Annotated in this window: 18 protein-coding genes and 1 pseudogene; 6 read left to right on the forward strand and 13 right to left on the reverse strand. The window is 69.4% G+C overall.

Features of this window, described 5'->3' with window-relative positions; all coding sequences use genetic code 11:
- Positions 1-222: 222 nt before the first annotated feature.
- Both OG266_RS13485 and OG266_RS13490 read right to left on the reverse strand, forming a co-directional pair.
- Positions 223-635: pseudogene (locus OG266_RS13485) on the reverse strand (hypothetical protein).
- A 16-nt stretch (positions 636-651) separates the two neighbouring features.
- Positions 652-1,410 carry a polymorphic toxin type 27 domain-containing protein gene (locus OG266_RS13490; RefSeq protein WP_371545806.1) on the reverse strand — a complete coding sequence of 253 codons (759 nt, stop codon included), beginning with the start codon at positions 1,408-1,410 and terminating at the stop codon, positions 652-654.
- Between the two features lie 121 nt (positions 1,411-1,531).
- Here OG266_RS13490 and OG266_RS13495 point away from each other — a divergent pair, with 121 nt between their 5' ends.
- Positions 1,532-1,639 (forward strand): hypothetical protein, encoded by a 108-nt coding sequence (locus OG266_RS13495; protein ID WP_371545808.1) that lies wholly within the window; start codon positions 1,532-1,534, stop codon positions 1,637-1,639.
- A gap of 140 nt (positions 1,640-1,779) precedes the next feature.
- On the opposite strand, the gene OG266_RS13500 is transcribed toward OG266_RS13495, so the two are convergent.
- The 6 genes from OG266_RS13500 to OG266_RS13525 form a co-directional block, all read right to left on the reverse strand.
- Positions 1,780-2,382: a hypothetical protein gene (locus OG266_RS13500; RefSeq protein ID WP_266454145.1), complete on the reverse strand. Its 603-nt coding sequence runs from the start codon at positions 2,380-2,382 to the stop codon at positions 1,780-1,782.
- Between the two features lie 25 nt (positions 2,383-2,407).
- A complete protein-coding gene (locus OG266_RS13505) occupies positions 2,408-10,147 on the reverse strand; it encodes a polymorphic toxin-type HINT domain-containing protein (RefSeq protein ID WP_371545810.1) in 7,740 nt (2,579 codons plus the stop codon).
- Positions 10,148-10,571: 424 nt separating this feature from the next.
- Positions 10,572-11,291 (reverse strand): hypothetical protein, encoded by a 720-nt coding sequence (locus OG266_RS13510; protein WP_371545812.1) that lies wholly within the window; start codon positions 11,289-11,291, stop codon positions 10,572-10,574.
- A 227-nt stretch (positions 11,292-11,518) separates the two neighbouring features.
- Positions 11,519-13,219 (reverse strand): methylmalonyl-CoA mutase, encoded by a 1,701-nt coding sequence (locus OG266_RS13515; protein WP_371545814.1) that lies wholly within the window; start codon positions 13,217-13,219, stop codon positions 11,519-11,521.
- 83 nt (positions 13,220-13,302) lie between these two features.
- Positions 13,303-13,635, reverse strand: a complete 333-nt coding sequence (locus OG266_RS13520) for a DUF3817 domain-containing protein (RefSeq protein WP_266454153.1) — start codon at positions 13,633-13,635, stop codon at positions 13,303-13,305.
- 64 nt (positions 13,636-13,699) lie between these two features.
- Entirely contained in the window at positions 13,700-14,209 is a 510-nt protein-coding gene (locus tag OG266_RS13525) for a MarR family winged helix-turn-helix transcriptional regulator (RefSeq protein ID WP_266454154.1), read from the reverse strand.
- A 190-nt stretch (positions 14,210-14,399) separates the two neighbouring features.
- Between OG266_RS13525 and OG266_RS13530 the strand changes: the two genes are divergently transcribed.
- Entirely contained in the window at positions 14,400-15,413 is a 1,014-nt protein-coding gene (locus OG266_RS13530; RefSeq protein WP_371545816.1) for a glycoside hydrolase family 6 protein, read from the forward strand.
- Positions 15,414-15,481: 68 nt separating this feature from the next.
- Here OG266_RS13530 and OG266_RS13535 read toward each other — a convergent pair whose 3' ends face one another.
- The 4 genes from OG266_RS13535 to OG266_RS13550 form a co-directional block, all read right to left on the reverse strand.
- The gene (locus OG266_RS13535; RefSeq protein ID WP_371545817.1) at positions 15,482-17,437 is read right to left on the reverse strand and encodes a galactose oxidase-like domain-containing protein; all 1,956 of its coding nucleotides are present in this window, start codon (positions 17,435-17,437) and stop codon (positions 15,482-15,484) included.
- A 3-nt stretch (positions 17,438-17,440) separates the two neighbouring features.
- Positions 17,441-19,228: a glycosyltransferase family 2 protein gene (locus tag OG266_RS13540; protein WP_371545819.1), complete on the reverse strand. Its 1,788-nt coding sequence runs from the start codon at positions 19,226-19,228 to the stop codon at positions 17,441-17,443.
- A gap of 170 nt (positions 19,229-19,398) precedes the next feature.
- Positions 19,399-19,692: an MTH1187 family thiamine-binding protein gene (locus OG266_RS13545; protein WP_261707197.1), complete on the reverse strand. Its 294-nt coding sequence runs from the start codon at positions 19,690-19,692 to the stop codon at positions 19,399-19,401.
- On the reverse strand, positions 19,689-20,042 hold the full coding sequence (locus tag OG266_RS13550) for a DUF3817 domain-containing protein (RefSeq protein WP_266454159.1): 354 nt from the start codon (positions 20,040-20,042) through the stop codon (positions 19,689-19,691). Before OG266_RS13550 ends, OG266_RS13545 begins: the two co-directional genes overlap by 4 nt.
- A gap of 196 nt (positions 20,043-20,238) precedes the next feature.
- Here OG266_RS13550 and OG266_RS13555 point away from each other — a divergent pair, with 196 nt between their 5' ends.
- From OG266_RS13555 to OG266_RS13570, 4 genes are all read left to right on the forward strand, one after another.
- A complete protein-coding gene (locus OG266_RS13555) occupies positions 20,239-20,871 on the forward strand; it encodes an AIM24 family protein (RefSeq protein ID WP_266463721.1) in 633 nt (210 codons plus the stop codon).
- A 1-nt stretch (position 20,872) separates the two neighbouring features.
- Positions 20,873-21,523 carry an AIM24 family protein gene (locus tag OG266_RS13560; RefSeq protein ID WP_266454160.1) on the forward strand — a complete coding sequence of 217 codons (651 nt, stop codon included), beginning with the start codon at positions 20,873-20,875 and terminating at the stop codon, positions 21,521-21,523.
- Complete coding sequence (locus OG266_RS13565; protein WP_266454161.1) at positions 21,520-22,317, forward strand: AIM24 family protein; 798 nt, start codon at positions 21,520-21,522, stop codon at positions 22,315-22,317. Before OG266_RS13560 ends, OG266_RS13565 begins: the two co-directional genes overlap by 4 nt.
- A 92-nt stretch (positions 22,318-22,409) precedes the next feature.
- Entirely contained in the window at positions 22,410-22,886 is a 477-nt protein-coding gene (locus OG266_RS13570; protein WP_266454163.1) for a MarR family winged helix-turn-helix transcriptional regulator, read from the forward strand.
- Positions 22,887-23,029: 143 nt separating this feature from the next.
- Here OG266_RS13570 and OG266_RS13575 read toward each other — a convergent pair whose 3' ends face one another.
- On the reverse strand, positions 23,030-24,280 hold the full coding sequence (locus tag OG266_RS13575) for an MFS transporter (protein WP_371545823.1): 1,251 nt from the start codon (positions 24,278-24,280) through the stop codon (positions 23,030-23,032).
- Positions 24,281-24,355 lie beyond the last annotated feature (75 nt).

Genomic DNA, 24,355 nt, shown 5'->3' on the forward strand with positions numbered 1-24,355 from the left:
TAATTCCGGTTCCCGGAGAAGTTGTCCACAGACGTCAGTGCGAGGGAATGGCCAACATCACCGATCCAATTTGCGTACACGCGTAATCGGCTGTTCCAACTCACCAACGAAGGCTACCTACTGCGGTTACCGCATCACCGCTCGACCGGCTCTGAGCGGGAACGCGAAACGAAGGGGCTTCCCCGGTGCTCTGTGCACCGGGGAAGCCCCTTCCCTTTTCACTCAGGTGACGTGCCCCGATTCCACCGGGTACTCCGGCGGCCAGGGCTTGCTCGCGTCGTACAACGACGTCCGGTCAACCATCAGCTCGTACTCCGCCTCCCGCCAGGACGGGTGGCCGCCGACGACGAAGCTGTCGCCGTCCCGCTCCAGCATCCAGGTGTAGGCGGCGTCCTCCGCCGGAATGCCGTGCCGTTCGCTGAGCACGGCGAACTCCTCGGCGGTCGCCCGCCGGATGTGGAGCCCGTTCCCGTAGAAGGGCTTCAGGAACATCAGTTCCACATGCCCGATATAGACCTCGACCCTTTCGTGGTCCGGTCCTCGCGCAGGGCCTCACTGGTCAGGAAGAGCTGGCGGTGTGAGGGGTTGAACCCGCTCACTCTGAAGAGCCGCCCCTCTCGGACGAAATCCGTCATGACCACTCCTTCCTTCTCACTCGTCGGGCACCAGCGTTCCGTTGGCGTACGTGAAGCGATCCGGCTTGACGACGTCGTACTGCTTCGTATCGGGGTTGTACATTCGCCACTCGATGGAACTCCACTTACGATCCCCGCCCCGGACTGCCGTACGGAACTTGACCATCTCCCACGCGGTTCCCCAGCCGGTGGACTGGATGAGCTCCCAGTTGCTGCCCGTGATCGTCTCCCTTCGTGCCAGAAGCAGTTGCAGCGCGGGGTTGAAGTCCTTGGCGCCTTCGACACCGTCCAGGGACACCGTGATCTTCACGTTGGGGTTGCTCACCTCCCGCTCCACGCCCACCGTCCAGATGGCGCGCTCCCCCATGCCCATGCTTGCGGGCAGTTCGATGTCGTACGGCTTGCCGTTGAAGGTCTGGCCTCCGACGACGCCGGCCAGATTGTCCGAGCCGGGATTGTTCTTGCCGGCGTTGATACCGAGGACGATGTGATCACCGTCCTTCACGAGATCCTTGAGGATCTCCTGGCACTTCTTGACGATCTCGTCGTCGGACGACGCCGCCGTGACGGAGTACGACGCGACCTTGAGGGTCGCGGCGTCCGCCACCTCGCACGCCACGCCGACCCGCTGGAAGATCCGGCGGACGATGCCCTGGACGGCGGCCTCGATCAGACCGATGGTGCGGAGCGACTGGAAGGCGGCCATGAACCCGACGCCCGTCTTGATGGAGGCGTCCATCGCCATCACCGCGGCCTTCGCCGTCCGGAAGATCACGCCCGCGACGAACCAGCTGGCCGCCAGCTACCGAAGAGGATGCCGATCGGGTTGACGCCCTCCTCCACGTCCGCCGCCCTCAGGCGCGCCGTATGCCTACGTCCATCCGGTAAGGGGTGAAGTGCGCCTGGCGGGTCAGGAGTTGGGGCCTGGCGACGTGGCCCGCATCACCGGGGCCGAGGCCATGGAGGCGACCGCCGCCTCACCGGTCGAACTGCTGGTCCGGTAGATGACATCCGCCTGAACGGGCGGTGACCGTCCGCGCAGTCCACCGGCGTCGGCGGTCTCCGGCCGCTTCGGACATGCCATGGGGGCGACCGGAGATCCGTTCTCCGCCCGCCCCCATGGGCCGTCAGGTGTTGCGTGCCGTCAGGGTTCCTGGACCTGGTACCTGACGCTGTCGACGAGGAACTCGCCGTACCGCATCGCCGCTCCGATCGCCTCCAGCCTCGTGTACTGCGCTGCGGACAGCGAGACTTCGGGGGCGCACCTCATGGCTCTCAGCAGGATCCGGAACGCCAGGTCCGGGGTGCAGTGGCGCGCGCAGTCGGTGAGCGCCGACCGCACCTCGGCCGTGAGGAACCGTGCTTCCCCGATCTCGGCGACGACCGCGTCGAGGCAGGCGGTGCCGTCCTCGGCGTCCGCCCCCGTGAGCACGTGCCCAGTGGCGTTCGCCGACAGCCGGGCGTCACACAGGCCGGCGACCGTGCGGGTCCACGTCGTTCCGCCCCCCAGATCCTCGAAGGCCGGCATGTACTGGCAGCCGGCTTCCCAGAGCACCTCCAGCGCCGGGGACGAGAGGCTGTCGAGAGCCCGTGCGTCACGGCGTACGGCCAGGACGTGTTCGTCCTCCGACCGTGCGAGGTCGTTGGCGACGGCGTCGGCGGGAGTGTCCCCCTCATGCTTCCAGTCCTGATGGAAGAGGGACATCACCCGCGTGACCCCGAAGTCGAACGGCGTGAAGCGTGGCATCAGAGCACTCCCTTCGGGTAGCACGTCATTTCGGGTAGCACGTCATGACGTAGAAACCCATGGGGTGCTTTCCACTGACGTTCTTGTCGACGCGCACGAGCTTGATGTAGAAGCGGTTGCCCGTGGCCGCCGTGGCTCCACCGGCACGGTACTCCGTTCCGAGCGAGGTCTTCCCGCTGAAGGTGCCTTCGAACTCCAACCACGGATCACGGGTCTTCGAGAGCCAGTTCTTGATCCGGGTGGCGTTCTTGGCCAGCGCGTAGTCGACGACCGCCTGAGCGGTCTCCTGGTCGACGAACACGCTGTTCACTCCCTTCGCGTTGGCCAACCGCGCGGCCTCGGCGGCATCGACCAGCCCGTCCGCGGCTGCCCCGGCCGTGTGCTCGTCAAGAGTGTGGGCCAGACCGGGGAACTTCTGCCCGTCGAACACGAGGTCGTTGCAGTTGTGGACCAGGACCGGGCTGTCCCCTGCCACCGCGTAGAAGGTGTGCAGACCGGACACGGTCACGTCGTACACGGTCCGGGGAGCCGCCTCGTGCCGGTCCTTCACGGTCAGCACGGTGCGCGTGCCGTCCGGGGTGGACAGGGTGTCCCCGGGGCGCAGGTCGGAGGCCAGGATCCAACCCTGACCGGATACGAAGACCTTGTGCCCGGGGGTGCTGGTGAGACGGCCGCCCTCGGCCAGTGTCACGTCGACCAGCTCGGCGGCGCCGTGCTGGAAGGTACGGGTGACGGCCTCGCCCCGGGTCGCCCCGGTCGCGGGGTCGGAGGCCAGCAGCAGATCACCGGTCCGTACGTCGCCGATCGCCTTGCGGCGGCCGTCGGCCAGGACCACCTCAGTGGTGGCGGGGAAACTGTTGGTCAGGCAGCCGGTCTTCAGATCCTCGTAGATGGCCACCTCCCGCTCGATCGCCGCCACGGCCGCCGTGTCGACGCCGTCGAGCGCCTTGAGCGCCGCGAAGGCCTCCCGGACTCCGACTCCGGTGATGAAGGCGGCGTCCACGGCGCGCAGCGCATCCGCGATGGGACGGATGATCTTGCCGGCGAAGAGTGACACCACATCCACCGCAGCCCAGGCGCAACCGCCCACGCTTCCGTTCTGCCCACCCGGGGTGAGCTTCTGGGCGCACTTGATCCAGCTGCCGAAGAGGATGTCGATCGGGTCGACGCCCTCCTGGTACTCCGCGATCGTGATGGTGTGCGTGACCGTCTGGGACAGTTCGTCGGTCCGTATCTGGCCGATGTAGGTGGTTTCCGCTGACGGGCAGGTGTACTTCTGCGGGTCCAGGTCCTGCGCGGTGCACAGGTACAGATCGAGGACCGCCACGTACCGGATCTTGGAGGTGATGGTGCAGTCGCCGTTGTAGAAGAGATTGTCGATCCAGCCGTCGCATCCGTCCGTCTTGCTGACGACCTGCGGGTCGCCGACCTTTTCGATGTGGTCGACGATGTAGAACACGCCGCCGATCGAACCGTCGGCGCCGTCGGGGACGGTGCCATCGCTGATCTGCTGGGCGTTCTCCGCCTTCTCGGTGCGGTCCGCCGCGTCCTGGGCCTCCTGGGCGGCGTCGCGCGCCCCCTCGGCGGCCTTCTCGGCGGCGGTCGCGTCGATCTCCGCCTCGTCGGCGGTGGTACGGGCGGCGGCAGCGTCGGCCTCCGCCTGGGTGGCGACCTCGCGGGCGTGGGCGGCGTCGTGCTCCGCCTCCGTCGCCGCGTTGTCGGCGGCGGCGGCGTCCTGCTCGGCTTCGTTCGCCGCCCAGTTCGCCGCCAGCGCGTCCTCACCGGCCGACATCGCGTAGCCGTCGGCGCGTTCGGCCGAGCCCTGCGCGGCCTTGGCGTCGGCCGCGGCCTGGTTGGCCGAGGCCTGCGCCCGCTGGTACGCCTTGGCGGCGCGCAGCGCGTCGGCGGCGGCGGCGGCCGACGCCTCCAGGGCCAGCTTCATGTCGGCCGCGGCCTGTGCCGCCAGGGCCTTCGCCTCGGCCGAGAACTCCTCGGCGAGACCGGCCGTGGCAGTTGCGGCGGCCACCTGCTGCTGGGCCACCGTCAGAGACGACTGCCCCGTCAGGACCGCGAACGCGGCGGAGCTGTCCTCCTGCTGGTAAGGCGTGCCGAGGGCGATCGCCTCCTGCGCCGGCCGGGTCACGGCGGCGGCGGAGTCGCGGGCCGCGAGCGCGGACGCCACGGCCGCCTGGGCCTTGCCGGCGGTCACCGCCGCCCAGTTCGCGGTCTGCTGCGCCTCGGAACGGGCGCCCGCGGCCTCGGTCTTGGCGGTCTTGGCCGCCGTGTTCGCCTTGTCGGACTCCTCCTTGGCTCCCTTCGCGTCGGCCGCGGCCGCCTCCGAGGCGTCGATGGCTTCGGCCGCCTTCACGTGCGCGTTGGCGGCAGAACCGGCGGCGACCAGGTACGACGCCCAGGTGGCGTCGGCCGCTGCCCGGGCCCGGGACGCGGCGCCCTGTGCCTGGGTCGCTGCCTCACGCGCGTTGACGGCGGCGGCCGTGGCCGCGTTCGCCGACGCGCGGGCGTTGGTGGCCGCCGTGGTGGCGGTGTCCGCGGCCGAGCGGGCGCCGGTGGCGGCGGCACGGGACGCCTCGGCCGCGTCCGTCCCCTCGTCGGCGTCGGCCTTCGCCTCCAGGGCTGCGGCCTTCGCGAGCAGCGAGTCGCGCCGCTGCTCCGCCTCCAGGGCGTCGTCGCGGGCGGCGACGGCGCCCCTCTCGGCCTGTTCGGCCACCGCCCGCTTGTCGGAGGCGACCGTGCCGGACGCCTCGGCCGAGGCGCGGGCATCGCTCGCGATCCGGCCTTGGGCGACGGCGTCGGCCTCGTGGCCGGCGGCGATGTCCCGCTCGTGCTCGGCGGTGGCCCGGTAGGCCGCCGCGTTGGCGCGCTCCAGCTCGGCGACGGCACGGGTCCGCTGCGCGTCGGCGGCGGCCTGGCGGGCCTCCTCCTCCTCGCGGGCCGCGTCCTCCTTGGCCTTCTTCGCGATGGCCGCGTTGTTGGCGGCGGAGGTGGCGTACGCCTCGGCGCTGTCCGCGGCGGCCTTCGCCTGGGCGGCGGCCTCCTGGGCGGCGATACGGCGGAACTCGGTGTTGACCGCGTGCGCCTCGGTCTGCGCCAGCGCCAGCAGCGCCTGCGAGGTGGAGACCGTGGCGTTGGCCGCGTTCAGGGCCGTCTCGGTCGCCTTGGCGGCGGCGGTCGCGGCGGCCCCGGAGGCTCGGGCGACCTGGACCGACTGCTGGGCGTAGCTCAGGCCCCGGCCACGCGGCACGTCGCTCGCGTCCGCGATGTCGTACGCCTGCTGCTGCGCGGTCACCACGCGGGTGGCGGCGGCCGAAGCGGCCGTAGCCTGCTGCTTCGCCGAGGTGGCCAGCGCCTGCACCTTGCCGCGGGCGCGAGCGAGGTCGGCGTTGGCCTGGTCGAACAGCGCCTGCTTGGGCTTGAAGAGGCTGTCCGGGTTGGTCTTCAGCTCGTCGTGCCAGTACTTCTGCCAGAGCAGGATCTGCTCGGCGAGCCAGGCCTGGCCGATGGCCTCGACCATGTCGTCCGTGGCCTCGCGGGTGGCCGCCGCGGCGTCCGCCTCCGCCTGCAGGATCGCGGCGCGCGGGGCTGCCTGGGAGGCGTACTCCGCGTTCCACTCGGCAGTCGCCGTGGAGACGACCAGGCCGAGGGCGTTGTTCGGGTCGACCGGGTCCTGGTGGTCGCAGGACGACCAGGCCTGCTTGAGGTTCTCCACCTCGTAGCGGAACTCGGCCGAGTCCGCGGCGGGGGCCTCGCTCAGGAAGCCGCCGTGGCTCAAATACGAAGCGATGTCCGAGGCGGTCGTACCGCCGGCGAATCTCGTCTGGTTGACGGCCGTGTCGCGGAGCATCTCGTCCGCGGCCCAGTCGTTCCAGATGTCCTTGCCGCGGTTCTCCTCGGTGATCTTCTTGGCCTGCGCGACGGCCTCGGCACCGGCGTTGCTGTGCCCGTCCCAACCGAGGCGGCCGGCCAGCTCCTCCTGTGTGAACAGGGTGAACTGCAGGACGGCCGCGTCGAACTCGGGTGCGTGCAGCGAGATCTCGTCACTGAACGAGCTGCGCGCATACGGACGGTTGGCGTCCTCGAGGCCGGACGTTCGAGCTGCCGAGGCGTCCCGGTAGACGAAGGCCGCGGTACGGTCCTCGCTGCTGGCCTGGCCGAGCGGTTCGAGCCCGATCAGGCCACTGTCGCCGACGATGGCGTGCAGTTCGGCGGCGGTACCGGTCAGGCCCTCGATGGCCTTGGCCTTCATGCTGGCGCCACCCACGTGCAGGGCGACCCCGGCGATGCACTGGTCCCGGCGGGGCGTGCTGCGGGTCTCACTGATGAGCTGGGTCAGCTCGACCAGCTTGGCCCGTCCGCCGTAGGCGTCCAGGAAGATCTGCCGGATACCGGTGCTGACCTTCTCGATGGCCTCGGCGAGGGCGGGGATCCGGCCGACGATGACCGCGGAGGACGGGATGTCGACGAGGGACCACAGGCAGTCCTCGGTGCCGTCCAGGGCCAGGCACTGCTTGACCTTGGCGGTGCCGAACTCGTCGAGGAGGATCTGCCCGCCGTTGGCGGCGGTCCAGTCCACCACATCGACCGATACGGCGGTCAGCGCGTCCTCGTACGCGTCAACACAGGTCTGGCCGCACGCGTCGAGGAGGATCTGCTTCTCCTGCTCGCCGAGGACGGCCCAGTTGGCGGAACCCCCCTCGATCGGCGTGTTGCCGTCCTGGAGGGCGTCCTCCCGCTCGGCCTCGTTCTGCTCGCGCTGTTCCTGTTCAGCCTGGGCTGCGGCGTCCTCGGCCGCGTTGCTGTCGGCGTCGGCGTAGGCCGCCTTCGCCTCGGCGTCCTTGGCGTCCTGCTCGGCCTTGGTCGCCTCGTTCACGGCGTCGCTCGCGGCACCGGCTGCCCGCGAGGCGAGTTCCTCAGCCTGGGCGGCGCTGCGCTCGGCCTCGGTGGCCTCCCTGTCGGCCTGGGTGGACTCGCTCCCCGCCTCACCAGCGGTGTTACGGGCGCTGAGGGCGTCCGAACCGGCCTGCTGGGCGTAGCCAGAGGCGGACTCGGACGCCTTCTTCGCGGCCTGCTGTGCGTCCTGGGCCTCGGCCGCGGACGCCTGGGCTCGGGCGACGGCCTGGGTCGCTCGCACCGAGTCGGTCGCCGCCTGCGCGGCGGCCTCGGCGGCGAGCTTGGCGTCCCCGAGTGCCTGATCGGCCGCCAGCTGAGCAGCCTCGGCGGCTTCCGCGGCCTCTGCCGCCTTAGCCTCCGCGGCTGCGGCCTGCTGCTCCGCCAGGGTCTTGGACGTTTGCCCGACGAGTACGGCGAACGCGGCCGAGGCGTCCTTCTCCTGGTACGGAGTGCCGATGGCCACGGCGTCGTTGGCGGCGGCGATGGCCTGGCCCGCGCTGTCGCGGGCGGCCAGCGCGGCCTGTCCGGCTGCGTAGGCGCGACCGGTCGCGGTGGCGGCCGTGGTGACCGCGGACGCGGCCTCGATGCCCGCGGCGGAGGACTCCTCGGCCGCCTTCTTCGCCAGCTCGGTGGCGTTCTCCGAAGCGGTGGCAGCGTTGTCGGCGCGCAGGGCTGCGTCCTGGGCGGCGTCCAGCGCGGTGGCGGCCGCGGCGTGCGCGTCGGCGGCAGCACCGGTCGCCTTCAGGTAGGACGACCATGCCTCGTCGGCGCTCGCCTGGGCGCGTTCGGCAGCCGCTTCCGCCTTGGTGGCGGCGGAACGGGCGCTGACCGCGGCCGCCTTGGCCTCATCGGCGGCGGTCTGCGCGGCAGTGGCGGCGGTCGCGGCATCCGTCGCAGCCGTACGGGCCTTGTCGGCGGCCGCGCGGGTCTCGGCGGCGGCCTCCGTGCCCTCGGCGGCCGTTGCGGCTGCCTGGAGCGCGGCGGCGCGCGCGGCCGTGGCCTGCTTCTTCTGCAGCGCAACCGTGGCGGCCGTACGCGCGGTGGCCGCGTCCTTGGCCTTGACGTCGGCCGCAGTCCGCTTGTCCTTGGCGGTCCCGGCGGCCGTCGTGGCGGCCGACTTGGCCTCCTCGGCGGCGGTCTGCTGGGTCGCCGCCTGTACCTCGGCCTCCTGCGCCTTGGCACGCTCTGCGGCGGCGCTGACGCGGGAGGCGACGGCGGTGGCCTTCTCCAGCTCGGCGGTGGCACGCTGGGTCTGCGCGGTCGCCGCGGCGTCGTGGGCCTCCTCGCCCGCCTGCTCGGCGGTGGCCTGCGCGGCCTTTGCTGTGTCGGCGCTGTCCGCGGCGGCCTTCGCCTCGGCGTCGGCGGTGTCGGCGGCGGCCTTGGCTTGCGCGGCCGCCTCCTCGGCGGCGATGCGGCGGAACTCGGTGTTCACCGCGTGCGACTGGGTCTGCGCCTTGGCCAGCAGGGTCTCGCTGTCGGCGACGGTCGCCTTGGCGGCTTCCAGGGCGGTGCGCGTCGCCTTGGCAGCGGCTTCGGCGGCCGCGCTGGAGGCTCGGGCAACCTGGACCGACTGCTGGGCGTACATCAGGCCCCGGCCGCGCGGCACGTTGTCGGCATCGGCGATGCCCCACGCCTCCTGCTGCGCGGTGGACGCCTTCTGGGCCGCGGTGGCGGCAGCGGCGGCCTGCTGCTCGGCCGAGGCGACCAGCACGGCTGCCTTGTCCCGGGCGGCGGCGAGGTCGGTGTCGGCCTGGTCGTAGAGCGCCTGGTCGGGCTGGCTGAGCGCGTCGGGGTCGCTGGCGAGTCTGTCTTGCCAGTACTTGCGCCAGGTCAGGATCTGTTCGGCCAGCCAGGCCTGTCCGATGGCCTCGATCATGTCGTCCGTGGCTTCACGGGTGGCGATGGCGGCGTCCGCCTCGGCCTGGATGATCGTGGCGCGCGGGGCCGCCTGAGAGGCGTACTCCAGTTCCCACTCCGTCATCGCGGCCATCAGGGGACCGTTGAGCACACGCCGGACGTCGACCGGGTTCTGGTAGTCGCAGCCGGCCCAGGCCTGCTTGAGGTCCTCGACGAGGATCCGATACTGGGCGGAGCCCTCGGCAGGCGCCTCCTTCGGGAAGCCGCCGTACTTGAGATAGAGGGCGATATCGCTGGCTGTGGTACCGCCGGAGTACTGCTTCTGATTGACAGCGGAATCCCGGAGCAGGTCATCGGCGGCCAGGTTCTCCGCCCACTCGTTCTGGTCCTGGTTCGCCTCGGTGATCTCCTTGGCCCGGGCGATCGCCTCGGCACTGGCGTTGCTGTGCCCCTCCCAGCCGAGCCGACCGGCCAGCTCCTCCTGCGTGAACAGAGTGAACTGCCGTACGTCCGCGTCGAACGCGGGCGGGTCCCACATCATGTCGTCGCTGGCGTACGCGGATTGGACGTACGGCGTGTTGGCGGCGTCGAGAGCTTCGGTGCGAGCGTTGGAGGCGTCCCGGTAGTCGAGCCCGGCCTCCTTGTCCGCGTCCGACGCCTGGCCCAACGGCCCGAGCCCGATCCAGCCACGGTCCCCGATGACCGCGTACAGCTCCTCGCTGCTGCCCTTCAGGCCCTCGATGGCCTTGGCCTTCATGTTCGCGCCGCCGTAGTGCAGCGCCACACCGACGAGGCAACGGTCGAGCCGCTGGTCCTCGCCAACACTGTTGCGGTAGAAGCCGAGGTCTTCCTCGGGTGTGACGTCAGCCGTCGCCGGTGCGGCCTGCACCAGGCCCATCAACACGGCTGCCGCGGTGAGGAAAGCCGTCCCGCTGACGCCTCTCGTCACCGCATGGCGCAAGCGTCGTCGGCGTCTGCCGACGTCTCTGAACGATGGCATGTAGGTCTGCCCAACAATCTCTTCGATGGTCGGCAGCATCCACACCATGGGCATGACAGACACAGCGGCAGCCCAACACCACGACGACCCCCCGTGCGGCATGCGCCAGCACTCGCCCCTCCCACGAACTGGCGCCGCCGCTTACCCGCGAACGGTCTCACGCCGTGATCTTCACGGGAAGGTCAAGAACTCTCCATCAAGACCCCAGGGAGCGACACAAACTGACAAAACAAACTACGGCTTGACCGTCTCTTTACCTTGGGGATGGAACCCAATCGCATACGAGACCGTCCAAGGCGACTCGAGCCCGATGGGCTGGTGGAAAGGGTGCGCGCCGGGCGGCTGTTGAACGGAATCGCGCCCTCCCTGAGCGGTCCGCTGAACATTCCCGGCAGCCACCGCACCCCAGCGCCAGCGCCAAGTCCTAGAACCCCCGCACCGACCGACCCCCCTCCACCCCGTCCCCCGCCCGCAGCAACCGCAGGAACGCCTTCAACCCCGCGATGATCTCCTCGTTGTTGGTGAGCCGGTTCACCGTGGCCTCGAACTCCCGCCCCAGCGCGGCGATCTTCCGGTCGGCGTCATCGGCACGCTCGTACACCGAGACGCCCAAGGCATCGACCGTGCGCCGCAGTTCGGCGAGGGAGCGGTACTGCTCCTCGGTCTTCTCCTCCAGGACCCGCACTCCCGTCACCAGCCGCGTGACATTCCCTCGCAGCTCGACCACGTCGTCGCGCGGGTACGTCACGTCCTTGAGCAGCGTGCCGAGGCGTCGCCGCAGTTGCGCGAAGTAGGCGCCCGCGGGGCGGAAGACCGTGCTCAGGAGGAAGAAGCCGGCGAACCAGTAGCCGGTGGCGTTGCCCGTGGCGGCGGTGACCGCGACGACGAGGCCCGCCGTCACCAGGTGCCCGGCGATGGCGGCCCGAAGCATCACGCGCGCGATCCTCGCGGCCTCGGCGTCCCTCTCCTTCGAGACCACCAGCCCCTTCTCCCGGCTCACCGCGATCTCGGCGAGCACCGAATGGGCCCGGAAATAGAGATTCCACGGCACCGTCAGCAGAACGAGCAGCCAGAGCAGGCTCACCACCCCGGCCGCGGCCCCCAGCACCACGGACAGCGGCGCCCCCACCGCGTACGCGAGCACGAGCTCCGACCGTCGCGAACACAGCGCACACACCGATCAGGAACTTCCCCATACCGTCCCCCAGTTGCCCCGCCCGGCACCGGCCGGGTCCGCCATCACGGCCCATCGTCCCGGCCCGGCGGCAGCCGGTCATGAGTACGACTACCTACGGCCGCTCCCCGCGCCGGTGATCGGCGCCGAGAACGGCCGTGGGGTGTTCCTGGTCGCGTCGTACACGGAGCGGCCGGTCAGAAGCCCGGCGGCTCCGTGTACGTCCCCCACTCGTCCCGGAGGACGTCGCAGATCTCCCCGAGCGTGGCCTCCGCCCGGACCGCGTCCAGCATCGGACCGATCATGTTGGAGCCGTCGCGGGCGGCGGCCAGCATGGCGTCCAGCGCGGACCGTACCGCCGCGCCGTCCCGCGCGGCCTTGCGGCCGTCGAGCGCCCGTACCTGCTCCCGCTCCACCTCATGGCTGACCCGGAGGATCTCCAGGTCGCCGGTGACGGAGCCGTGGTGGACGTTCACGCCCACGACCCGCTTGTCACCCTTCTCCAAGGACCGCTGGTACTGGAACGCGGACTCGGCGATCTCCCCGGTGAACCATCCGTCCTCGATGCCCCGCAGGATCCCGGAGGTCATCGGACCGATCGGGTGCTGTCCGTCCGGGTGCGCGCGCAGCCCCCGCTCCCTGATCTGCTCGAAGATCTTCTCGGCGTCCGCCTCGATCCGGTCCGTCAGCTGTTCGACGAACCAGGAACCGCCCAGCGGGTCGGCCACATTGGCCACGCCCGTCTCCTCCATCAGCACCTGCTGCGTACGCAGGGCGATCTCCGCGGCCTGCTGCGAGGGCAGCGCGAGCGTCTCGTCCAGGGCGTTGGTGTGCAGCGAGTTCGTGCCGCCGAGGACCGCCGCCAGTGCCTCCACCGCCGTACGCACCACGTTGTTGTACGGCTGCTGAGCGGTGAGCGAGACGCCCGCCGTCTGCGTGTGGAAGCGCAGCCACTGCGCCTTGTCGGACGTGGCCCCGTACACGTCCCGCATCCAGCGCGCCCAGATCCGCCGTGCCGCCCGGAACTTGGCGATCTCCTCGAAGAAGTCGAGGTGCGCGTCGAAGAAGAAGCTCAGGCCCGGTGCGAAGACGTCCACGTCGAGGCCGCGGGACAGGCCCAGCTCGACGTACCCGAACCCGTCGGCGAGGGTGTACGCCAGCTCCTGCGCGGCCGTGGAGCCGGCCTCGCGGATGTGGTAGCCGGAGACGGAGAGCGGCTTGTAGGCGGGGATCCGCTCGGCGCAGTGCTCCATCAGGTCGCCGATGAGGCGCAGGTGCGGCTCGGGCTGGAAGAGCCACTCCTTCTGCGCGATGTACTCCTTGAAGATGTCGGTCTGGAGCGTGCCGTTGAGGACGGCGGGGTCCACGCCCTGCCGCTCGGCTGCCACCAGGTACATGCAGAAGACGGGCACGGCGGGCCCGCTGATCGTCATCGATGTCGTGACGTCGCCGAGCGGGATGTCCTGGAAGAGGACCTCCATGTCGGCCGCCGAGTCGATCGCGACCCCGCAGTGCCCGACCTCGCCGAGCGAACGCCGGTCGTCGGAGTCCCGCCCCATGAGCGTCGGCATGTCGAAGGCCACGGACAGGCCCCCGCCGCCGTTGGCGAGGATCATCTTGTAGCGCTCGTTGGTCTGCTCGGCGTTCCCGAACCCGGCGAACTGCCGGATGGTCCACGTGCGCCCTCGGTAGCCGGTCGGGTAGAGGCCGCGGGTGAAGGGGTACTCCCCCGGCCAGCCGATCCGCTCGAAGCCCTCGTACGTGTCTCCGGGCCGCGGCCCGTACACCGGCTCCACGGGATCGCCGGAGAGCGTGGTGAAATCCGCGTCGCGCTTGCGCGCGGCGTCGTACCGGGCCTGCCAGCGTCGGCGGCCCTCTTCGATGGCGTCAGCGTCCATACCTTCGAATTTACTAGGACGTCCTAGTAAATGTCGATGGCTGACCGCCGTAGGTTGCCCATACGGCGGCAGAGGTTGTGCGATTACGCCTTGGCGACCGCGGGAGCGCCGTCCACAAGGCTGCCCTCGAGCTCACGGGTGATCTTGCGCTCGACGAAGAAGGCCGCGGTCGGGATGGTGCCCGAGATCAGCACCCACGCCAGCTTGCCGAACGACCACTTCGCCTTGGAGCCCAGGTCGAAGGCGAAGACGAGGTAGACGATGTAGAGCACGCCGTGGATCTGCGAGACCACGAGCGTGAGGTCCTCTCCCTTGTCGAAGCCGTACTTGAAGATCATGCAGGTGCACAGCACCAGCAGCATCACGGCGGTGACGTAGGCCATCACCCGGTAGCGGGTCAGCACGCTCTTCTTCATGCCAATGAGCGTAACCAGGCACTCCGGGCGATCTTCGGGCACCCCCGGCCCGTACCGGAGGAGGCTATTCCTCGTCGAAGTCCCGCGCGGCGACCCGCAGCGGCCGCAGCATCGCGAAGATCTCCCCGCACTCCTCGGCGTCGTACGCACCGAGCCCGAAGTCCATCGACATCAGGTCCTGGGTGGCCGCGTCGCAGACCTCGCGGCCCTTCTCGGTGATGGAGGCGAGCGTGCCGCGCCCGTCGTTGGGATTGGGGCGCTTGTCGACGAGCCCGGACCTCACCAGCCGGTCCACGGTGTTCGTCACGGACGTCGGATGCACCATGAGCCGCTCACCGATCTTGGACATCGGCAGCTCGCCCGCCTTGGAGAACGTGAGCAGCACCAGCGCCTCGTACCGCGCGAACGTCAGCCCGTACGGCTTCACCACCGCGTCCACCTCCGCGAGCAGGATCTGGTGCGCGCGCATGATCGAGGTGATCGCCGCCATGGACGGCACAGAGCCCCACCGCTGCTTCCAGTGCTCGTCGGCACGGGCGATGGGATCAAAGGCAAGGCTGAGCGGCTTCGACACGCCAAAGACCTTACCGGCCGGTCACATCGTGGTCAGCCCCGTCTCGCGTTTCGGTCCCCGGCCCCGGAACGCCTGGCAGAACACCGTCCGGACCTCGCCGCCCCAGTGTCGTATCCATGTCGATTAAGCGCTCTATGTAACGATTACTGATGAATCGTCACTGATAGTCACCTTCGCTCAAGGGGGCAGGATGTCCCGGCTGATCCGTACCTTCGCGGCACTCGCGGCGCTCGGGCTCGCGGCGGGCTGCTCGTCCATGACAGGCGTCGACGAGGCCTCCGTCGTGCGGCGCGCGCCCCAGGACGCGACGCCCACCGCGCAGTCCCGGTCCCCTTTCTGGGTCGATCCCGCCAGTCCCGCCGCCCAGCAGATGGAGATGTGGAACAGACAGGGGCGCGCGCAGGACGCCGAGTCGCTGAAGCGGATCGCGGACCAGCCGGCCGCGCTGTGGCCCGCGGGCGAGGACCCGGGGGCGACGATCAGGGCGGCGGCCTCGGCAGCCACGCAGGAGGGGCGGACGGCGGTGTTCGTGGCGTACAACATCCCGCACCGCGACTGCGGGCAGCACTCCGCGGGCGGGGCGTACGACGCGAGCGCCTACCGGGAGTGGATCGGGAATTTCGCGGACGCGCTGGGCGACAGCAAGGCCCTCGTGGTCCTCGAACCCGACGCCGTCGCGCACATCGTGGACGGCTGCACCCCGGGTGAGTACCACGCGGAGCGCGAGCAGCTGCTCTCCGAGGCGATCGTGCGGCTGAAGCAGCAACCCAACACCAAGGTGTACCTCGACGCCGGCAACCCCGCCTGGATCGAGGAGCCCTGGAAACTCGTCGAGCCGCTGCAACGCGCAGGGGTCGCCCAGGCCGACGGCTTCTCGCTGAACGTCTCCAACTTCCAGACGGACGCGGTGACGAAGGAGTACGGCGTCCACCTGTCGCAGGACCTCGGCGGCAAGCACTTCGTGGTCGACACCAGCCGCAACGGCAACGGGCCGCTGAGCGGCGACCGCAGCGAGGCCTGGTGCAACCCGCCCGGCCGGGCGCTGGGCACCCGGCCCACCACAGAGACCGGGGAGTCCGCCCTCGACGCCTATCTGTGGATCAAGCGGCCCGGAGAGTCGGACGGGCAGTGCCGAGGCGGGCCGGCGGCGGGGCAGTGGTGGCCGGACTACGCGTTGGGGCTGGCGCGCAACTCCAAGGCTTAACGGTCGGCAGCAGATGACGGATAACAGATTTCAGAATCTGTTATCCGTCATCTGTCACTTGTCATCTGTTACTTGACCTGGATCCACTTCGCCTCCGACGGCGTCCCCTCCCCGTCCGTCACGAACAGCATGTACCAACCCGGCGGCACCAACGCCCGGTCACTCGGTACGTCCACGGTGACCGAGTTCTTGGTCTTGGTGAGCCCGAGTTCGATGGACCGCTGCTCGACGTCCGTCGTGTGCGTGACCGCGCTCGGCCGCATCAGCCGGGCCTTGACCACCCGCTCCGGATACTCGGTCGGGTAGGTCGCGCGCCGCTTGCTGTCGAGTACCTCCGGGCCGTCACCGAGCACGGGGCGGTTCTTGCCGTTCTTGTGCAGGGCGGGCGGGGTGAAGATCTCCATGCGCTGCTCGAAGTGGCCCAGCTTGGTGTTCTGCTGGTCGTCGAAGAGCGGGTCGGAGCCGAAGGTGGCGACGCGGCCGTCGGGCAGCAGCAGTGCCTCGGAGTGGTAGTTGCGGCCGACCTTCGGGGAGGCGGCCTCGTAGAAGGAGTTGGCCTTGGGGTCGTAGAACTGCGCCTTGAGGATGTTGCTGGCGCTGCGGCCGCGGTAGTCCTCGGAGCCGTTGGTGGTGAAGACGGAGTCGTCCGGCATGATCACGCTGTTCAGGTACCGGGTGCCCTGGGGGAGGTTGGGGCCGTCCTCGAAGGAGGGGCTGCCCTTCTTGAGGTCGACGACGGCCGTGCGCGGGGTCGACTTCTTGGACTCGCCGACGCCTCCGCCACCGAGGATCATCACCTTCTGGTCCTGCGCGGGCGGCAGCAGGAGGGAGGCGGAGGTCTCTGTCTCCTCCGGGTCCCGCAGGCCGTGAACCTTCTCGAACTTGTTGGTCTTCAGGTCCCAGATGCCGGGCTCGCGGCCCTTCTCGGCGGGCCCGTAACCGGCGTTGGACGCCGGGTAGAAGAGCTTGCCGCCCTTGGTGAGGAAGAGCGCGGGGTACGTCGGGAAGTACCGCTTCGGGCCCGGCGTCCACTTCTTGGTCTTCGGGTCGTAGATCTCGTTGTCGCCGGGGTCGATCACGCCGACGTCGTCGAGGCCGGAGACCGCGAGGACGCGCCCGTCCTCCAGGCCGACGAGCGTCGGGTACCAGCGGGCCTTCTGCATCGGGTCGACGGGGATGTACTTCTCGGCCTTCGGGTCGAACTCGTAGGCGGCTCTGATCCCCTGGAAGTCCTGCTTCTCCAGGGTGATCTTCTCGGAGAGGCCGTACGTGTTGTCGGCGTCCTTGCCCTTCAGGCCGACGATCTCGTACTGGGCCTGCTTGTCGGTGGCCGAGGTCGGGCCGTCCTCGGTGGCCTCCACGAAGACGCGGGACTCGCTCGCGAGGACCTTGGTCTTCCAGGGCTGCATGACGCCCGCACGGTTGTACGTGATCTTCTGTGTGCGCTTGGCCTTGGGGACCGTGACGTCGACCTTGCTGACGTACTCGACGCCGGCGGGTGAGCGGAAGCGGGTGCCCTTCTTCAAGAGGACCGCCTTGTCGGGGTTCTCGTTCTTCACCCGCATACCGCCGCCGGCCCGTTCGACCTCGCCCTCGAGCAGCTCGTAGCGGGCGGTGCCGCCGGCCACCAGCATTCTGCCGCTGGGGAGTTGGGCGTGCCCGGAGCAGAAGAAGTCGTCAGGGGTGGCGATCTTCTTGAAGGTGTCGGTCGTCGGGTCCCACAGGACGGTGTCGAAGGACCCCTTGTCGAACTTCCGCTTCTCGTTCCCCGAGCCCGCGACGATCAGCACCTTGCCGGTGTGCAGCAGGGCGGCGTGGATGGCGTTGGTGCGGTAGTCGTCGGGGATGTCGAGGTGGCTCCAGGAGCCGTACTTGGCCTTGTAGCCGGGCTGCGCGATCTTGTACTCGTAGTACTTCTCGCCGGCGAAGTCGAGTGCCGCGGGGGCGTTGAGTCCGGCGAGTACGACTATGCCGCCGATGCCCAGCACGGTCTTCTTCGTCTTCTGCGAGGGCTGGTAGGCCATGGCCTAGTTACCTCCTGTCGTGGAGCTGGTGACCTTGGCGGTGCTGCCGCTGGTCGCGAGGGCGGGCTCGGCGGACTCGGGGATCCGTGCGGTCGTCGCGTGGGGCACCGGCCGGACCCTGCGTTCCTTGAGCAGGGTGGAGATCCACACTCCGACGGGGGCGAGTGAGATGCCCATGGCAAGGAGCGCCCAGGTGCGCATGGCCGCGTGGGTGTGGTCGAGGGCGACCGACGCGGCGAGTGAGACGCCGAGGAGCGCCGCCCAGGTGAGGTGGATACGGAAGGTCAGCAGCCGGTCGGGGTTGGTCTCGCCGCCCTTGGGGGTGACCACGAAGCGGCTGGGGCGGCGGATCAGGGCTTCGCCCAGCGACTTCAGGTAGATGGGTGCGGAGAGGGCCGACATGGCCATCCCGGCGAGTCCGCCCGACCCTTCGGGTTCGTGCGGGGAGACGTTGTGCCGCCGGTTCCAGAGGTAGAGGCCGATCTGGAGGGCGGCCGCGTCGCTGTAGAGCATCAGCCAGACGGACGCGGTGACCTGTGTGCCGGACGCGCCGAACCACAGGAAGAGGAAGCAACTCATGATGCCAAGCAGCCAGTTGACGGCTGTCATCGGGTAGTAGACGAGCATCATGGTGTACGAGAAGAGGCGGCCGGGAGGCATCGTGAACGGCGCCTTCCAGTACTGCTTGAACAGCGTCTCGTACGTCCCTCGCGACCAGCGCATCTGCTGGGTGAAGAAGTCCGTCCAGGAGGCGGGGCCCTCACCGACGGCGAGCACGTCCGGGGTGTAGACGGACCGCCAGTGCTTCCCGCTCATCGGGTTCTTGTGACGGTGCAGCTCGAACCCGGTGGCCATGTCCTCGGTGATGGAGTCGTACAGGCCGCCGATCTGACGGACGGCCGCGATGCGTACGACGTTGTTGGTGCCGACGAACATGGGGGCGCGGTAGCAGTTGCCGGCGCGCTGGATCAGCGCGTGGAAGAGGAACTGCTGGGACTCGGCCGCCTTGGTGACGGGGCTCTCGTAGTTGCCGTAGACCTGCGGTCCGACGACGAAGGCCACGTTGGGGTCCCGGAAGTAACCCATCATCCGTTCAAGGAAGTTGGGGAGCGGGACGTGGTCGGTGTCCACGGAGGCGAAGAACTCGTACTCGGCACCGTGCATCGCGATCCACGCGTTGTAGTTGCCGTGTTTGGTACGGGCCTTGTGGGCGCCCTTGTCGCGGTTCCAGTCCGGGACGCCGAACCGGGTGAAGTGTTGGACGCCGAGTTCCGCGCAGAGCGCCTTGGCCTGTTCGTCGTTGCCCTCGTCCAGGAGCCAGACGTCCACGGGTCCTGTGTGAGTGACCCGGACGGCGCCTTCGAGGGTGGCGCGGACCATGGAGAGGGGTTCCTTGCCGGGGACGTACGTGGTGAGGAAGGCGACCCGTGTCCCTTCCTGGGCCATGACGGGTATCGGGTCCCGGGCCACCATCGTGGCGTGCGCGATGCTGATCACGTTGACGACCATGAAGAGCTCGATCAGCCCGATGGCTATGAGCATCGTGATGTCGAGGCCGACCAGCCAGCGTGCGCCGCCTTCGCGCTCCACCCAGTGGCTCGGCCACACCAGGTAGACGAGGAGCACGCCGGTGAGGATCGGCGCGAAGGTCATCAGCAGGATGGCGCGTATTCGGTGCGGCTCACGCGAGAGGAGCTTGGTGTACTGCACCTGGTACGCCGGGCCGGACGGCTGCGTCAGCGGTCCGGCGAGACGGCTGTAGGTGTCGTATTCGTAGCCCTCGGGCCGCACAGCGCCCTCCAGTGATTGAACTTGTCCGGTGATCGAACGAGCCGATACCCATACACAAGTGGACATTTGGCGGCGTGTCGAACTGGGCGCGTCCGAAGGGGTAATCGGCGCACTGGGCCGGACACAACAGAACCCCGGCCCAGAAGGACCGGGGTTCGCATGCGTGAGGCCTACGCGGACAAGTGGCGTTCCACCGTCTCGACCTTGGACGTCAGACCGTCCGTCACACCGGGGCGGATGTCCGCCTTCAGGACGACCGAGACGCGCGGGGCGCGCTCCTCGACGACGGCGACGGCGCGCTTGACCACGGCCATCACCTCGTCCCACTCGCCCTCGATCGAGGTGAACATGGCGTCGGTGCGGTTGGGCAGCCCCGACTCGCGTACGACCCGGACGGCGTCGGCGACGTACTCCCCCACGTCCTCGCCGACACCCAGCGGTGTCACGGAGAAGGCGACGATCATGACGTCTCCACCACTCCCTCGCGCCGGGCGCGGGAGGCGATGACCGCGTTCTCGGCCTCGCGGCGCAGCCTGCGCTCGGCGATGAAGCCGCCGCCGGGGATGATCGAGTACGCGAGGTAGAGCCAGCCGGTCCCGGCGTTCCACTTGGTGCGGTTCCAGGCGTCCAGGCAGAAGATCACGTACAGGATGAACAGCACGCCGTGGATCGGCCCGAGCACCGGGGCGACGTCGAAGCCCTTGGCGACCGTGTACTTGATGACCGTGCAGGCGGCCAGCAGGATCCAGGAGATGCCCTCCGGCACGGAGACCAGACGGAGGCGGCGGAGGGCGGAAGCTGTCTTGAGATCCACGGGTCACCTTCGGTGGGAGACGTCGGCCGACAGTTTGTGAACACAAGCACAAACTTGCGTCCATTGTGGCAAACGGCTGGACGGTACCGGGCCACGGGGTCCGCTCCCGGCACCCCTAGGGGTCCGATCAGGGATGAGATCCACCCGTAGACCCTTTTGTCGGACCGCACCCGGCCGCTACCTTCGCACCGTGGCGATGTTCCGACTTCAAGGCAGCAAGGTGCTGGCCGTCGACATGACCGGGGACGCCGTGAAGGCGAAGAACGGCTCGATGGTGGCGTACGACGGCCAGATGGCCTTCAAGAAGATGAGCGGCGGCGGTGAGGGCGTACGGGGGATGGTGACCCGGCGTCTCACCGGTGAGCAGATGACGGTGATGGAGGTGAAGGGGCACGGGACCTGCTGGTTCGCGGACCGGGCCTCCGAGATCAACCTCGTGAATCTCCAGGGGGACAAGCTGTACGTCGAGTCGAGCAATCTGCTGGTGACGGACGCCGGCTTGCGGACCGGCACCTCGTTCACCGGCATGCGCGGTGCCACCCAGGGCAACGGGCTGTTCACGACGACCGTCGAGGGGCACGGGCAGGCGGCGATCATGTCCGACGGCCCGGCGGTGGTGCTGCGGGTGAGTTCGCAGTACCCGCTGACGGTCGATCCGGGTGCGTACATCGCGCATCAGGGCAATGTGCGGCAGTCCTTCCAGTCCGGTGTGACCTTCCGCACGTTCATGGGTGAGGGTGGCGGCGAGGCCTTCCAGATCCGCTTCGAGGGCGACGGACTGGTCTATGTGCAGCCCAGTGAGCGGAACACGATCGCGGGGGATGTGTGACATGCCCTTCCGCGAAGTGAACTCGAAGATGGTCGAGGCCACGGTCATGCCGGGGCAGCGGATGTTCAGCCAGCGCGGGGCGATGCTCGCGTACAAGGGCGAGGTGTCCTTCACGCCCAACATCCAGGGCGGCCAGGGCGGTGTGATGTCGATGCTCGGCCGCCGCCTGGCGAACGAGGCGACACCGCTGATGACGGTCGAGGGCTCCGGCACGGTGCTCTTCGGGCACGGCGGCCATCACATCCAGGTGATCGGCCTCACCGGCGACACCTTGTACGTGGAGGCGGACCGGCTGCTCGCCTTCGACGGCACGCTCCAGCAGGGCACGATGTTCATGGGCTCGCAGGGCGGGGTGATGGGCATGGTGCGCGGTCAGGTGACGGGCCAGGGGCTCTTCACGACGACCCTGAAGGGGCACGGCGCGGTCGCCGTCATGGCGCACGGAGGCGTCTTCGAGATCCCGATCACCCCGCAGCGCCCGGTGCACGTGGACCCGCAGGCGTATGTCGCCCACCACGGCGACGTACGCAACAAGCTGTCCACGGCGCTCGGCTGGCGCGACATGGTGGGCCGCGGCTCGGGCGAGGCGTTCCAGCTGGAGCTGAGCGGCAACGGCGCGGTGTACGTCCAGGCCTCGGAGGAGAAGCTGTGAGCGGATACGGGGCTTCGGGGCCGGTCGTCCACGACCCGATGACGCTGCCCGTCGACGACAACGTGAACAACTACACCTTCTGCGTGGAACTCAAGGGGAGCCAGTGGTTCCTGCAGAAGGGCAAGATGATCGCCTACTACGGGTCGATCTCCTTCAACGGCATCGGACACGGCCGACTCGACCGACTTGTCCGTACGTCCTTTCATTCGCCTCTGCACGCAAGCGACTGGGTGGTGGCGGAGGGCTCGGGCAAGATGCTCCTCGCCGACCGGGCCTTCGACGTCAATTCGTACGACCTGGAGAACGGCAACCTGACCATTCGCTCGGGCAACCTGCTCGCTTTTCAGCCAAGTCTCGCGCTGAAGCAGTCGATCGTGCCGGGTTTCCTGACCCTTATCGGAACGGGCAAGTTTGTGGCCGCCTCCAACGGTCCGGTGGTGTTCATGGAACCCCCGATCCGGGTGGACCCGCAGGCCCTGGTCGGCTGGGCGGACTGCCCCTCCCCGTGCCACCACTACGACCACGGGTACATGACAGGTCTGATGGGCGGTCTACGTGCGATGACGGGCGTCGGCGGGGCCTCCGGGGAGGAGCACCAGTTCGAGTTCGTAGGGGCGGGCACGGTGCTGCTCCAGTCCACTGAAACCCTCATGGCCGAGCAGGCCACGGGCGCGGTCCCGCAGCAGGCCGGAGTGCCCGGCGGGGGCGGGGTGCCGGGTCAGCACGGACAGCAAGCCGGCGCACCGCGCCTTCCCGGACAGCTGGGGGACCTCCAGCGTCGCTTCGGGCTGTGAACGGTAGTCTGCGGAGTGTGACGTCGAACGCGTGCGCGTAGTCACACAACCCTCACTAGTTCGCCTTTCAACATTTTAGGTAGACTTCACTTATGGAGACCGAGACGGCCACGCGCTGGCTGACCAATGCGGAGCAGTGTGCCTGGCGCACCCAGCTGGAGGTCAACAGGCTGTTGACCTACCAGCTCGAAAGGGACCTGCAACCGTTCGGCCTGACCATGAACGACTACGAGATCCTCGTGAACCTCTCCGAGTCGGAGGGCGTACGGATGCGGATGAGCGACCTCGCATCCGCCACCCTCCAGTCCAAGAGCCGCCTCTCGCACCAGATCACGCGCATGGAGAACGCGGACCTGGTGCGCCGCGAGAACTGCGAGTCCGACCGGCGTGGGCTGTACGCGGTCCTCACCGAGCACGGCATGGAGACGATGCGGAAGGTCGCGCCGCATCATGTGGCGTCCGTGCGACGGCATTTCATGGACCTGCTGTCGCCGGAGGCGCTTGAGGAACTCCACAAGACGCTGACGCCCATCGCTGAGCATTTGCGGGGGCAGCGGGGCAAGCCTTAGCTGTCGTAGCTGTGGGCATGCCTGCCGCTAGGGGCGGCACGGGTGGGCACAGCGGCACCTCGTAGCGCCGAGTTGCGCAGCCCGCCCCCGGCGTCGGCACCCACGCAGGGTGCCGACGCAAGGAGCCCATCCTCCGTGGACGGTCAGACGTGGCTGGACTCCGCCGAGTCCGCGTGCGGCACGCCAGGGGCAGCCGCAGCGCGCAAGCCTCGCAGAGAAACCAGACCCGCCACCCCGGCCGCGGCGCCCGCGACCGCGAAGCACCAGCCCAGCGACAGCCGGCCGACCAGCAGGCCCACCCCCGCGGCACCGGCCGAACTCCCGGCGTTCACCGCGGTGTTGACCCAGGCGCCCGCCTGCGTGCGGAAGCCCGGTGGTGCCGCCTCGTCCGCGATCAGGTAGGACGTGGTCAGTGCCGGGGCCACGAAGAAGCCGGCGCAGGCCACGGCGAGGGTCAGCGTGCCGAGGCCCGGCGCGAGCCCGGCGGCCAGCAGGGCGAGCCCCACTCCCCCGGCCATCAGCGGCAGCCGTACCCGGGCGGACGTGCGCCAGTCGACGGCACCGTTCAGCAGCCCGCCCAGCGCGCTGCCCGCGGACAGTGCGGCGAGCACCCAGGCCACCACGTCGTCCCCGTGATGGCGCTGCTCGGCGAAGGCCATGACCAGCAGGTCGAGTGCGCCCAGCGCCAGACCGACGCCCGCCGCGACGACGACGGGCTGTGCGAGGGCCCGGCCGCCGCGCAACCGCGCTCGCGGGCGGCCTGCCTTCGCCACGGCAGGACGTACGCCCGCCACCGCCGGCGACAGGACGAACCCGAGGGTTCCCGTCCACACCAGCACGGCGCTGAGCGCGACTCCGGCGGCCGGGGGTGCGAACTGCACGACCCCGCCCACCAGCAGTGGCCCGGAGACGAACAGGAGCTCCTCCGCCACGCCGTCCAGGCTGTACGCGCGCTGCAACAGCAGCCGGTCCTCGACTACTTCGCTCCACACGGCGCGCAGCGTGGGGCCGAGCGGGGGCGTGCAGGCTCCCGCCGCTACGGCCAGCGCGCCGAGTACCACCGTCGGTGCTCCTGGGCGCCAGGCGGTCGCGGCGAAGGTTCCCAGCAGGGTGGCGTATAGGGAGGCCATGGGGATGAGGGCGCGGCGCGGGCCGTAGCGGTCGATCAGGGCCGCCCTTGCGGGCGACAGGAACACGCTCGTGGCGCCGAACAGCGCCAGGACCGTGCCGGCCACGGCGTACGACCCGGTCGTGCGGGTCACTGTCAGCATCATGGCCAGGGAGACCATGCCGTACGACAGTCTGCCGACCAGGGCGGTGGTGAAGGTGCGGCGGGCGTGGGGGATGCGGAGGACGGCGGCGTACGAAGGCCGCCGCGGAGGTGACGCGGGCATGGGTGTGTTCCTCGGCGAGAGGGCGGAAGGGGGCGCCTGAGTGCCGCGGTGGTCGCGGCCTGGGCGGCCCTATGC

It is taken from the genome of Streptomyces sp. NBC_00554, assembly GCF_041431135.1.
Classification (GTDB): Bacteria; Actinomycetota; Actinomycetes; order Streptomycetales; family Streptomycetaceae; genus Streptomyces.

What these genes read in the sequence shown, in the direction of transcription:
- OG266_RS13530 (WP_371545816.1), top strand. Translation starts at nt 14,400, where the DNA reads ATGTCCCGGCTGATCCGTACCTTCGCGGCACTCGCGGCGCTCGGGCTC.
- OG266_RS13570 (WP_266454163.1), top strand. Translation starts at nt 22,410, where the DNA reads ATGGAGACCGAGACGGCCACGCGCTGGCTGACCAATGCGGAGCAGTGT.
- OG266_RS13575 (WP_371545823.1), bottom strand. Translation starts at nt 24,280, where the DNA reads ATGCCCGCGTCACCTCCGCGGCGGCCTTCGTACGCCGCCGTCCTCCGC.
- OG266_RS13505 (WP_371545810.1), bottom strand. Translation starts at nt 10,147, where the DNA reads ATGCCATCGTTCAGAGACGTCGGCAGACGCCGACGACGCTTGCGCCAT.
- OG266_RS13545 (WP_261707197.1), bottom strand. Translation starts at nt 19,692, where the DNA reads ATGATCGTCGCCTTCTCCGTGACACCGCTGGGTGTCGGCGAGGACGTG.
- OG266_RS13560 (WP_266454160.1), top strand. Translation starts at nt 20,873, where the DNA reads ATGCCCTTCCGCGAAGTGAACTCGAAGATGGTCGAGGCCACGGTCATG.
- OG266_RS13500 (WP_266454145.1), bottom strand. Translation starts at nt 2,382, where the DNA reads ATGCCACGCTTCACGCCGTTCGACTTCGGGGTCACGCGGGTGATGTCC.
- OG266_RS13535 (WP_371545817.1), bottom strand. Translation starts at nt 17,437, where the DNA reads ATGGCCTACCAGCCCTCGCAGAAGACGAAGAAGACCGTGCTGGGCATC.
- OG266_RS13515 (WP_371545814.1), bottom strand. Translation starts at nt 13,219, where the DNA reads ATGGACGCTGACGCCATCGAAGAGGGCCGCCGACGCTGGCAGGCCCGG.
- OG266_RS13555 (WP_266463721.1), top strand. Translation starts at nt 20,239, where the DNA reads ATGTTCCGACTTCAAGGCAGCAAGGTGCTGGCCGTCGACATGACCGGG.
- OG266_RS13520 (WP_266454153.1), bottom strand. Translation starts at nt 13,635, where the DNA reads ATGAAGAAGAGCGTGCTGACCCGCTACCGGGTGATGGCCTACGTCACC.